Origin of the sequence: Sphingomonas sp. (genome assembly GCF_964263785.1) — a bacterium.
In the GTDB taxonomy this organism is placed as follows: Bacteria; Pseudomonadota; Alphaproteobacteria; order Sphingomonadales; family Sphingomonadaceae; genus Sphingomonas.
In genome coordinates, this window is sequence record NZ_CAXVWL010000044.1 from 1 (window position 1) to 11,755 (window position 11,755).

Genomic DNA, 11,755 nt, shown 5'->3' on the forward strand with positions numbered 1-11,755 from the left:
ATGGAAACCTCGCCGGATGGGCTTTCAAGTTGTTCTTCTTACAGTACCTGAGATAATGGTTATTGCCTTCCGTATTCGATACGGCGAGCAGATTGGGCGGTATAGCGCCACCATGATCAATCGCGAAACTGTCACCAACTACATGACCAGATGGCCGTGGGCCGGCATTGTATCCGTTCTTGAATAAACGCTTCATAGCAGGGCTATAGGGTGTGAGGACACGAGTATTCGACACCTTCGGCCAAGGCGTCTTGGACAGCCACCAGCCAGTGTTTACCGCGTATTTCACGCGTATGCGTCTGATCGTAACCCACTCTGCGGGGCTTGGAAGCCGCGCGGGATTGAACCAGTAGAAGCTCGCGAAGCTGTGCCGCAGGTCATGGATGCGGACGCCCGGCAGCCGAGCCACGGCGCGAATGCCACGCCAGAAGTCGTCCAGCCACTGGGTGCGACTGGTGCTTCCGAAGCCAAACACAAAGGTCGCGCCGCGCAGGCGCGGGAGGCTTTGTAGTACCGTCCTGGCGCTTGGGCCGAGCCACACCGCGCGAGCGCCGGTCTTGCTGTCCTCAAGCAGCAGTCGCCGGCCCCGAACCGCGGACCATAGAAGGTTAATGATCTCGGATTTTCAGCACCCGGTGAGAAGGATCAGACCAAGCGCCGCGACCCGCTGCGGGTCGACCGCTGCTGCCGCTTCGAATGCCGCGCCGAGGCGCGCCAGCTCGTCGTCGGACAGGAACCGCTCGCACTTGGCGGAGCGATTCCGGCGAATACCGGAACACGGGTTGCTGTTGCTGGCACGGTAGCCCCATGCCTCGGCCTTCCGCATCATGGAGGAGAGGATGTCGAGGGTCCGGTTCGCCCCGCCCGGCCCGCCGCGAGCGGTTGTGTCCGCGACCAGCGCGCCACGTCCGGCTCTGCTATCTGGTCGACGAACTTCCCGGGAACGCTCCGTCTAGATGCAGCCGACGTAGCGATCCTGCGCCGTGCGCGTGCTGGGTTTCCAGCCGGGCGCGAGCCGCGTCCAATACTCGGTGATGTATCCTGACCAGGTGGGGGCGGCGCGAGCGCGGGCGATCGGCTGCGGGATCGGTCTTGGTCTGCGCGCGGAGCAGGATGCGCCGCGCCACGTCTCGCGCCACCCGCCAGCCGACGACTGCGGTGAAGCCGATGGTGACGGTTCGCATCCGGCCGCCCATCCGGGTCTGGACGATGTAGCTGGACCGGCCGGTCGCGTGATGCCGCACGCCAAATCCCGACAGGTCGGTCGCGAACTCGATGCGGCGCGCGCGTTCAGCGATCGGGTCGGGCGGCGACAGGCCCACGCGGGCCAGTTCCGCCGCTGCGATGGCCTTAAGCGACAGACCCGTCACGCCGCCAACCCCATCGCGCTTGCCAGTCCCTCACACACCCGGTCTGCAGCCTCCGCGACCGCCTCGTCCGCCAAGTGCGCGTAGCGCGCCGTCGTTTCGGGGAGCGCATGGCTAAGCAGCTTACCGATCGTGGCGAGCGGGATGCGGTCGGCGATGCCGATCGACGCGAAGCTGTGCCGGAGATCGTGGAGGCGCACGTCAGGCAAGGCGGCGGCGCGGCGCAGCTTGAACCATTGACGGTCGATCCTGAACGGCCGGTCTCCTCGGCCGGACGGAAACAGCCATCCCTCGTCCGAATGGTCCGTAAGGGATGCAATACTATGGCGCGCGGGGGCATTCAGCCATATCGTTTTCGGCCCCGTCTTGCTGTTGGGGAGCAGCAGCCGGTCGGCGCGCACATACTCCCAGCGAAGCGTTGTGATCTCGCCGCTACGCGCGCCGGTGAAGAGTAGCAGCCGGACCGTCGGGGCAAGGTGGAGACTGCCGGAGTCCACCGTCGCGAGCGCCCGTCCCAACCGCCGGATTTCGGCGTCGGACAGGTAGCGTTCGGGCAGCTGGCGCTTGTAGCGGGCGATGCCGTTGCACGGGTTGGACCCTTTCGGGCGCAGTCCGAGCTGCTCGGCGTAGCTGAGCGCCGTGGCGAGGACCGGGAGCGCCCGGTTTCACACCCTCGTCCGCTCGGCGAGGTCGTCGCGCGAGCGCGCGATGTCGCCGGGTGTGATCTCGGACAAGCGCGTATCGTCGAACACGGGCACCAGTTCGCGGCGGGCATAGCGCTGGTTTGTGGCGAGTGTGCGCGGCTTCCAGTGACCGCCATAGTCGCGCCAGAAGGCGGGTAGGTATTCGGCGAAAGTCGGCGATGGCTCCGGGCTCCGCCCTCGGGCCGTGCCGGGCAAGCCGTCCAACGCGGCGCGTTCGAGCAGTCGGCGCGCCTGGCTGCGCGCGGCCGGGGCCGAGAGGTCCGCGACCGCGCCCAGCGTGACGTAGCGCTGCCGGCCGTGCTCACGCAGCTTGACCACCCAGGTCTTGCGACCGCTCGCCCGTGTACGCAGGCTGAAGCCAGCAAGCCCGTCGTCCCAGACCACCCCTTCGGACCCACCGGTTCGGCGCGCGAAGTTACCGTCGAGCGAGGGATTTCGGCCACGAATCCTGGCTACCAATGGGCATTCACTACTCCCGAACTGGGAGTTGTTTTTGCCGCCAGGAATGACGGTTTTTTACCGATTTCTGCTCATGAATTGCACCTTTAGGTGCGTTCGGTGTGCCCTGCACCGAGGAAGCGCTCGCGCCAGGTCCGCATCGCCATTTCGAAAGTCCGCGCGAACACCGCCGCGATGCTCTCGGGGCCGTGCTCGATCAGCTGTTCCAGTACCGCCTCGATCGCCGTATCATGCCTGTTGTCCATTCGCTTTCTCCACGGGTGTTTCGCAACTCCATGGAATGCCGATGATGGGCAGCTGGTGCCGGGGCATGCCCCGGCACCAGCTTACCGATCGCGACCCGATCGAATTTCCAGACCTCGCGTTACACGACCCGGGCTGGCCCGCGAGAAGTCTACCGACGACGTCCGGCCGCCGGCGCTGCCGGCATCGACAACGCGATGGTGGGTGCTCGTGACTTCGCGATGGGGCGATAGCGTGTTCGCACCGGCTTCGGATATGATCCGCACGCGACCATGAACGCCGCCTTGCCTGGGTTCGGCCTCGGGCCTGCCAAAGCCGCCACGCCGCAGGTGCGCGCCGATCGCCTCGAGATCCTCGAGCGCCATCAGGCGTAGCAGCGCCTGCAACTGATGCGCGTACTGCGGATAGGCAGGCTGAGGATCGGCACCGCTGGTCATGGTATCCAGTGTCCCGTAGCGCGGCCCCATTCTCAAGGGGGCGCCCCCCGGGCCTCGAACAAAAAGCCTTCCGGAGCCGAAGGTGGAGGACAAACGGGGGGTCGCCGAACTAACGGTCGGCAGGCCCCCGCAAAAAGGTGGTCACCACCTTTTTGCGCTGTTGCGCCTAAACCTTGCTCGGGCCACTTCTCCTGTTTTGTTCTACTCTGCTTAGTGGATGCCGCTCGCAGAACTCGACCAGAGTTCTGCGCTTTATTTCGCCGTCAGGTCACGCTGGCGGCAGGGGCGGTCTGCGCGCGCCGAGCCAATTCGCGGACGGCTGCATGGATATCTTTAGTCTTGAACCGTTCATCGGACGCGGCGACCCAACCTTCGTATTCGGACCTCGCGATCGTCAATTGCGTCCCGTAGACGCGGGGCGCCGCTGTGGCGCGCGACAGCACTTCTACTTCGCCGAGAAACGCACCCTCCACCCAGATTTCGTAGAGGTGCCCCTTGGTCACCTCATACCAGTCGACATGGTCGAGCGATCGCATCGGGCGGCCCGTCGGCTCGGTTCGGTCGGACGGCGGAGGTGGCGATGGCGGAGGTGCACCTACCGGCGATGCGGCGGGCAAAGACGCAGCAGTGTCTGCCGGGCCAGATGTATCCAGACCAAGGTCGGCCTCGGGATTTCCCGGTTCCGGCTGCGGACGATGGGCATATTCCTCAGCGAACGCCGCGCGCTTCCGCTCCAACCAGGCGAGAACCTTAGCCATCTCGCGATCCGGGTTGGCGAACCAGTCCGTCGACCAGATGCGGTAGATGCGCCAGCCCATATTCTCCAGCACTGCCTGCCGGATACGATCACGATCCCGCACGGTCAGCCCGCTATGGAAGCTCGCCCCGTCGCACTCGATCCCGGCGATGAAGCCGGCGGGATAGTCCGCGTGCCGGATGCCGAGATCGATACGAAACCCCTCGACGCCGACCTGATGGACCACGTCATAGCCGGCGTCGCGCAGCGCATCGGCGACGAACACTTCGAAATCACTGTCGGGATCTCCGCCCGATGCATCATCGTATCCGGCACCGTGATGCGCATAGGTCAGATACGCCTTCAATGTGCGCACGCCGCGGCTTGATGTCGGCGTCACCTTCACATCGTCGGGCCTAAGCGACGTGAAAAGCCGCGTCGATAGCTTGGCGCGCGTTACCAGCACGTTCAGTCGTCGCCAACCGACCTCGCGGTTCATCAGCCCGAAATTCTGTCGGACATTGCCGTCCTTGCTCGGACCATAGACGGTCGAGATTAGGATGATGTCCCGTTCGTCACCCTGCACGTTCTCGAGATTCTTGATAAAGAACTCGTCCACCCCGCCGGCATATTCCTGCACGTACCGCCGGATCTCGGGCTGCTCGAGGATCAGGCGGTCGAACTCGTTCTGGATCAGCTCGGTCTGCTTGGCATTCATCGCCGCGATGCCGATCGAATGTTGCGGATAGGCGCGCATCAGTCGGAATGCCTCCTCGATCACCGCCTCGGCCTCGCGCTGATTGATCGACGCCTCGTACACAGCGCCACCAACATAGCGGCATTTTACGCCGAGCAGATCGTCGTCACGGCCCATCGGGCTTGGGAAAACGACGAGATCGTTCTCGTAAAACTCGCGGTTGGAGAACTGGATCAGGCTTTCGTGCTGCGAACGGTAATGCCATTTCAGGCGGCGCTTGCGGCGAAACTTCTGGTTGGCGAGATCGAGGATGGATTCCGTATCCATCGATACGCCTGCACTATCCTCGTCCTCTTCTGCGGCGTCGGCAGCCGTCTGGAAATGGTCACTCGGCGGCAGCTGGTTGGCGTCGCCCACCACGACGAACTGAGCGCCTCGCAGCACCGCGCTCAACGCGAATTCGGGTCGCATCTGCGATGCCTCGTCGACAACGAGCAGATCGAACGTCAGCGTGTCGGGGCGGATATATTGCGCCGCGGACGTCGGCGACATCATCCAAACGGGTTTTAGCGCCTGCATCGCGCCGCCAGCGCGGTGAACAACATCGCGGATCGGCGTACGGGGGCGTTTCAACTCCAGTTCGTGGCGAATCAGCTCCATTTCGCTATGCTGGCTCTTGGGGCCGTGCCCCACACCTGCAGGCGGCAGGTCGCCAAGCCGCTGTGCGACGATCGCGCGCGCTTCGAGCGCGTGCAGTTCCTTGTCGATCCGGGTGAAGGCCTCGCGCGCCGCGTCCAGCGTCAGCCCGCCGATCCGGCCAAGCTCCGCACCGTCGCTGCCGAAATACTCGGCCAGCAACCGCTGGATCAGCAATAGTTCGTAGATGTCGGGCAGGCTATCGGGCGGCACCATGCCATCTCGGGCCACCGCCCCCAACGTCGCCAGCCCGGATTCGTCCAGGGCCCTGCCGTATTTTTGCAGATCGGCCGCGAGCCGCGCGCCGGTCGCGTCGGATGCCATCGCGGCCAACCCGGTGGCGAGACCATGCCACGATGTGCCGACGTGCAGGGTATCCAGCGCGGCCGAGTCATGGAGGTTGGCGGCGGCATCCTGCCACACCGTCCAAGCTGCCAGCCAATCCTCGCGTCGCGCGACGATCGCCGCCAGCAGCGCCGCCGGCGTGTCGCTGTCGATCAGCGCCGGGACGATCGCCAGCGATCCCTCGGCCGCACGCAATCGATCGGCCTGTTCCAGCGTGCGAGCCAGCGGCTCCAGCGCGGCGTCGATTCCTCCGACCCAGGCGAACTCATCGTGCGATGCCAGGTCGGCGAACGCACCCGCCGCCGCCCGCAGCGTACCCAGCCGAACCGCAAGATCCTCACCGTCGGCGACGATCCGCCCGTCGGTACGAACGCTGACAGCGGCGAGGGCTGCATCGAGCGCTGCCAACGACGTCTCGCGATCGAAGAGCGTCTGCGCGATCTCGCCAAGCGGCAACGCGCCGAACTCCAGCCTAGCGATGTCGCCCAGCATGGGCGCGAGCCTGCCCGCCGCAGTCGCCAATCGCGCTCGCTGATCCGGTGCGAGAGCAAGCCACCGAGGCAACGCCATATCGGCACCGGCGTCGCCGAACCCGCGTCGTGCATCAATCAACACGGCGCGTGCGCGCTGGATCGCGTCCCAATCGGCATCCACGCCTTTCCACAGGATTGCGGGGAACCAGGCGGCAACCGCGCTGTCACCGCGAAACGCAGCGATCCGACCTTGTAGTCACGCCAGTCGCCGCAGCATCTCTGCGGTGGCCATCCGATCCGCCGGATCATCCACCAACCGCATCGCTCGCCGCTGCGCGGCTTTATATTCGCCGCCGAACAAGCGCGCAAACAGCCCGCTCTCCTCCAGCGTGTCAGCGATCCTAGCAAGCTCGACTGGATCGGTTTCCATAGCTTCCGCGCTGACCGACCCCGAAATCGCCTCCCATTCGTCACGCAATGTCGCGGCGCGAGTGCGTTCGGCAAACAATGCAGTCTCGGCCAGAGGATCGAGCAGCTCCGACCGATACAATGCCGCCACGATCGGCTTCTCGGCGTCAAGCGCGACAAGCACTGCGAGCGCGGTACGCAACGCATCGGCGCTCCCCGCTTCGTTCAAGCCAAGATCATTTACGAGCAATTGGCGATCCGCGCTGGTATCGCGCAGCGCAGCCATCGTCGTCCGCACGTCGTCCAGCTGCGACCGGGCGATCGCAACGGTCGGCGGCAGCGCGGCCATGGATGCGATCGCTTCGGCCAGTGCCGCAACCTCGTCCGTCCCGACCCTGGCCGGTGCCATCACGTCGTTGTCGAGCTTCGCACTCAATTGGCGCCAGCGTGCCTGCTGACGCAGCAGCGCCCGGGCAGCATCAGGCGCGCGCAGCGCCGATCGCGCGATCGCTTCGTCGACAGGCTCGAATGGTTCAAGCGCAGACAATTGGGCAGCGGTTTCGCTCATTCGCCCGCCGGGTTGTGGCAGGGCCAGCGCCGCCAGAGCCTCGATCGCTCCCGCGGCCTGATGCATGGCGGCGGCGGCCTGCCCTGCAACGCTTGCCGCATCAAGCTGCCGCCGCTGATCGAAAGGATCGATCTGTCCCGCGAGCGTCCAGCGGGTCCGCTCGCCGCCGGCGGCGTCGCGGTCCAGCGCGGACAAGGCGGCGGCAAAGGTTTCCAGCTGGCTGCGCCGTTCGGCGAGCAGCGCCTGATCGACCGTGCGTACGCCCGCCGGTGTCCAACCGGCCGCGATCCGCCGGATCGCCTCGGCATCCAGCGAGTCCCGCAACCGTATCTCGCGCCATACCAGCCAGTAGGTCGATTGTCCGAGCGCACCCAGTTCCGCGCCGATCAGTGCCAAATACCGGCGCAGCAACCCGCGCTGCTGCTTCAGCTGATGGCGCTTCGATTGCAGTGCCGGCGCATCGACGCGCATCGTTGCCTTCAACCGATCGCGCAGACCATCATAGACCTGCGTGCGATTGGCATTGTCGCCGTGCAGTTCCAGCAGCAACGCGCCGAACCCGGACGCACGCAGGCGATCGGCGACGACGCGCAGCGCCGCCTGCTTCTCCGCCACGAACAGCACGCGCTTGCCGGCACCCAAAGCGGTGGCGATCATATTGGTGATCGTTTCCGACTTGCCGGTACCGGGCGGCCCCTCGATCGCCAGATCGTGTCCCGCCGCCATGTCGATCAACGCACTGTGTTGAGACGCGTCGGCGGGGCGGATCAACGCCGGTGCGACATCGGCCCATTCGGGCGAGTCGATGTCGATCGTCACGCCCATCTGCGTTTCCCCGTCGACAGCGCTGGCGCCTAGCAAGCCGGGCAACAGGCGATGTGCGGCGAATGCGGCTTCGGGCCACGCGGCGGGATCGAGGTCCTTCCACAACACCATGCGTGGGAAGGGAAGTACCGCGAGCGTCGCGAAGCGCCGTAGCGACAGGCGCGTGCCCTTGGCCAGCACCGCCTCGACCCGCATGAAATAGGATTCGGGCGTTTCCCCCTCACGCAGCGGGGGCAACTCCAGCCCCCAATGCTGGCGCATTTTTTCCGCCAACGCGACATTGACTTGCAGCCCGTCCGGTCCCGCGACCAATGTCGACACATAGCGCCCCCCGACAGGTTTGCGGATCAGATCGACATCGAGCAACAGCAATGGCGCGTGAAGCGCGGTATCGGGCGCGATATCCTCGTGCCATTGCACGAAACCCAGCACGACGAACAAGGTGTGCAGCCCGGTCTCGCGCTTGTGCGAACCGTACTTCTCGGCAATCGACTTCAGCCGTTTGTCGAGTTCCTTCGCGGTCAGCAGCACGCGCACCTTGTCGTCCTGATGGTGCGCCGCGACCTCGCCATCGTCGCTGTTGCGTAGATCGTAGGACGGATCGAAGCCATGCGCCCGAGCGATCGCGGTAACGTCGATCGTCTTCCCGTAATCCAGCGATGGCAAGCCGAGCGAAGCGCGCACAGCAACGCGCAAGGCCCGCTCCGCCTCCTGCCACGCGCGCGCATCGCGCTCGTCGTCGCCGAGTTTGTCGGTCGCCGACAAGAATATCTCGTCGGTCAATCGCGCGCGTTCGTAGGCGATGCGAAAACCCGGTGTGGTTTCGTCCTTCGGTGTCTCGTCCTCGCCGGGCAGCGGGTCGAACCCGACCGAGCCAGCGGCGATCGCCTCCGCCAGCAAATCGGGCCGCTCGTCGACGATGCGCAGGATCGTCGCGCTGCGCCCGCCGTGCTTGAACGAGATCAGCGGGTTCTTCTTGCCGAGGTCGATCAACTTGGTGCGAAGCGCGGCGACGGCCTGCTCGGTCCAGCGACGGGCGTCGGTCATCGGTAAGGGCTTTCGCGAGGGTGGCGGTGGGGGCGGAGGCGCCGGTCGGGCAGGTTCGTGGATCGATGTGCTGGTGCGTAGTTCGGCACGCCGACGGTCGATCCGTTGGGCAAGTTCATTCGCTTGTCGCCCTGATATTTTCCCCAGCGCCTGACGGACGTCGAGCAAGACATCGGGGTCATCCCAAGCCGCCAGCGCGCGCCGTTCCTGCAATTCGACGTGGTCGACAAGCGAGGACGTCGGTGTCACCGATCCAACCGCGATGATACTTTTCGTCACCGCGGTATCGATCCAGCCCTCTGCCCAACCGATCGGCGGGAGGCCGTCGCAATAGGCGCTCTTGGGGTTGCCGGTCTGCCGCCGCCGCAGCTCCGTCGCGACGGCGGCGCCGGTGATGCCCGCCCCCGCCTCGCGCACGATTCCGCGGATCGTGTTGTAGACCGAATTCCCGCTGCCGGTTTCATCGTCGCCCGGCACGAAGCTGCGCTTCGCGTGCTGCCAGCCGAGCACAGTCGGCGATCCGGCTGCCGTCGCTGCGGCATGGACGCGAGCATATTTGAGCGTCGGCGCGGCTTTCACCGCAGGCGGCACGACGGTTTCTTGGCGCAGCCGACGGACCTGATCGAGCAGCGTCTTTGCGCGCCGGGTCGATCGCTTGCGCAGTTCCTGCTCCACCAGCGCCAATTCCGCATCGTTTCGAACGTTGCGGTCGATCTGTGCCTCCAGATCGTCGAGCGACGCGAGGAACAGCGGGCGCGTCACGCCAGATCATCCAGAAATTCGGATCCGGGCGCGATCGCCGACACGATCAGCCGGTCGCGCGCGCGCGTGCAGGCGACGTAGAGCAGGTGCCGCTCGGTATCGTACGCCGCCTCCAGATCGGCAGTATCGCCGATCCCGGCCAGCCGCAGCGGATCGGGCAGCACGTCCTCGTCGCACGCCATCACCGCAACCGCGCGGAACTCAAGCCCCTTGGCGTCATGCATCGCCGCGATGGTCACGCCTTCATCGGCACGCGCATCGAACCCCGCCGCGCAGACCGCCGCCCGCGCCCGCGCGAGTTGCCCCTGTCCGCGCACCAGCACGCCGATTTCTGCTGCGGTGATGCCATCTTCGCGACATCGCGCCAGGAAAGCCGCGACCCGCGTCCGTTCGTCCGCCTCGTCGGTCGCTAGAACCAGTTCGGGCGGTGGCCCGTCGAACACCGAAACCGTACCGCGCCGTCCTTCCTCAACCCCGTCGAGGTCGGTGATCGACGCCGGCAACAGTCGGTCCGCGGCCAACCTGATCTGGTGCGAGGTGCGATAATTGACCTTAAGCGCATGGCTGCGCCCGCGAATGTCGAGCCCGAGCTTCGCCCAGCTGAACGGCAGGTGGAATATCCGCTGTCCGATATCCCCCGCAAGAAACAGCGCGTCCCGCCGCCCACCCACGACGGCAGCAAGGAAGCGGATCTGCGCCACCGACAGATCCTGTGCCTCATCGACCACGACATGCGTGAACGGAAGCTCTCCGTTACCCGCGAGCCATGCTGTCAGCCGCGCATATATCATCGCCCAGGTGACGACCTTCCTGTCGGCCAGCCGTTGCCGCACGAAGGCGAACACGCTCCACGCCGCCTCGCGCTGCTGCGCGCCGAGCCGCGTGCGCCGCCCGATCCGCGGCAGCGAGGCATAGCTCTCGGCATCGGTGACGTTCCAGGCATCGACCAGTTCGTCCCATTCCTCGAACAGGAAGGACGCGGCGTGTCCGCCGCCCAACCCGGCCTTGGCGGCATCGGTTATCGCCGCACGCACCTGCGCCGGTGTCGCGCGATTGGGCTGGCCGAACGCGGTCGTGTAGAGATCGAGCGCCGCCTGATCGAGCGCACTCACCGTGATGCGCTCACGAAGGGCGGGCTCGGCCTCGGTCAGCACGTCACGCTTGCGCGACAAGGCGGCGGCGAGCGGTTTGGAGAATGTCGTCAGCAGGATATGCGCGTCGGTCTGGGTCCGCGCGAGATACGCTGCACGGTGCAACGCCACGATCGTCTTACCCGTCCCGGCCGAGCCTGACACGCGCACCGGCCCCGCCCATTCCCGCTCGACCAGAGCGCGCTGCGCCGGATGCAGAAACACGGCCCATTGCTCGAAGGGCTGGTCGAGCGCAGCGCGAAGCTCCTCGAGGTTATCAACCACCCGGAAGCGCCGCTGCGCGTCGGGATGCGCAAAGGGATCGGAGCCGGGCGCGAGCCGGACCGCAATGTGATCCTCGAGCCGACCACCCGTGAGCAGATCCAGCAGGGCCTCAGCCGCCTCGGCAGGCAGGCTGTCGAACAACCCATCCACGGTCGCTTCGTCCGCCTGACGCACCGGATCGAGCCAGGCGCGCGGCACGCCGACATCGAGGAGTTGGTCGTCCGTCAGCGCGACGAATGGCCGCTTTACCGGCACCGGCGCAGTCTCGACCCTCTCGGTGTAAACGAGACGCTCTTCGGTCCGCTCAGTCACCTCGACGAACTGCATCGCCCCCGTGCGCTCATGCGGGACCAACGTGCGCCGCTCGGCCCAGCGATAGGCAGCATCGTGGTGATCAACCCAGCAAAGCAGTGTTTCGGCGCCCGCCCGGTACGTAACTGCTCACCAGGTTGGCGCGTGCCGGCGTGATCAGGCGAGGGCAAATCTGCCGTCGACGAGGTCACGGATGGCGCCGAGGGCGGACTGGCCGTGCAGGCGGGCGGTGCCGGTGACGGAACGGTAGCCGGCGTGGGT

10 protein-coding genes and 1 pseudogene are annotated in these 11,755 nt (G+C 65.9%); 1 reads left to right on the plus strand and 10 read right to left on the minus strand.

Annotated features, from left to right (window positions below; translation table 11 throughout):
• The 10 genes and pseudogenes from ACE5C1_RS05675 to ACE5C1_RS05720 form a co-directional block, all read right to left on the minus strand.
• Window positions 1–196: pseudogene (locus tag ACE5C1_RS05675) on the minus strand (site-specific DNA-methyltransferase); the annotation flags it as partial.
• Between the two features lie 429 nt (window positions 197–625).
• On the minus strand, window positions 626–829 hold the full coding sequence (locus ACE5C1_RS05680; protein WP_374943090.1) for a hypothetical protein: 204 nt from the start codon (window positions 827–829) through the stop codon (window positions 626–628).
• A gap of 88 nt (window positions 830–917) precedes the next feature.
• Complete coding sequence (locus ACE5C1_RS05685; protein ID WP_374943091.1) at window positions 918–1,370, minus strand: integrase arm-type DNA-binding domain-containing protein; 453 nt, start codon at window positions 1,368–1,370, stop codon at window positions 918–920.
• Window positions 1,367–1,978, minus strand: coding sequence for a site-specific integrase (locus ACE5C1_RS05690; RefSeq protein ID WP_374943099.1), 612 nt, complete (start codon window positions 1,976–1,978; stop codon window positions 1,367–1,369). The genes ACE5C1_RS05685 and ACE5C1_RS05690 overlap by 4 nt, the downstream gene beginning before the upstream one ends.
• A 54-nt stretch (window positions 1,979–2,032) precedes the next feature.
• On the minus strand, window positions 2,033–2,455 hold the full coding sequence (locus ACE5C1_RS05695) for an integrase arm-type DNA-binding domain-containing protein (protein ID WP_374943092.1): 423 nt from the start codon (window positions 2,453–2,455) through the stop codon (window positions 2,033–2,035).
• 161 nt (window positions 2,456–2,616) lie between these two features.
• A complete protein-coding gene (locus tag ACE5C1_RS05700) occupies window positions 2,617–2,775 on the minus strand; it encodes a hypothetical protein (protein ID WP_374943093.1) in 159 nt (52 codons plus the stop codon).
• An 81-nt stretch (window positions 2,776–2,856) separates the two neighbouring features.
• Window positions 2,857–3,210, minus strand: a complete 354-nt coding sequence (locus tag ACE5C1_RS05705) for a hypothetical protein (protein ID WP_374943094.1) — start codon at window positions 3,208–3,210, stop codon at window positions 2,857–2,859.
• 263 nt (window positions 3,211–3,473) lie between these two features.
• Window positions 3,474–6,176 (minus strand): AAA domain-containing protein, encoded by a 2,703-nt coding sequence (locus ACE5C1_RS05710; RefSeq protein WP_374943095.1) that lies wholly within the window; start codon window positions 6,174–6,176, stop codon window positions 3,474–3,476.
• Between the two features lie 237 nt (window positions 6,177–6,413).
• Window positions 6,414–9,767 carry a DUF4011 domain-containing protein gene (locus ACE5C1_RS05715; protein ID WP_374943096.1) on the minus strand — a complete coding sequence of 1,118 codons (3,354 nt, stop codon included), beginning with the start codon at window positions 9,765–9,767 and terminating at the stop codon, window positions 6,414–6,416.
• Entirely contained in the window at window positions 9,764–11,122 is a 1,359-nt protein-coding gene (locus ACE5C1_RS05720) for a 3'-5' exonuclease (RefSeq protein ID WP_374943097.1), read from the minus strand. The genes ACE5C1_RS05715 and ACE5C1_RS05720 overlap by 4 nt, the downstream gene beginning before the upstream one ends.
• On the opposite strand from ACE5C1_RS05720, the gene ACE5C1_RS05725 reads away from it, so the two are divergent.
• Window positions 11,111–11,650 carry a hypothetical protein gene (locus ACE5C1_RS05725; protein WP_374943098.1) on the plus strand — a complete coding sequence of 180 codons (540 nt, stop codon included), beginning with the start codon at window positions 11,111–11,113 and terminating at the stop codon, window positions 11,648–11,650. The genes ACE5C1_RS05720 and ACE5C1_RS05725 overlap by 12 nt on opposite strands.
• Window positions 11,651–11,755: the final 105 nt, after the last annotated feature.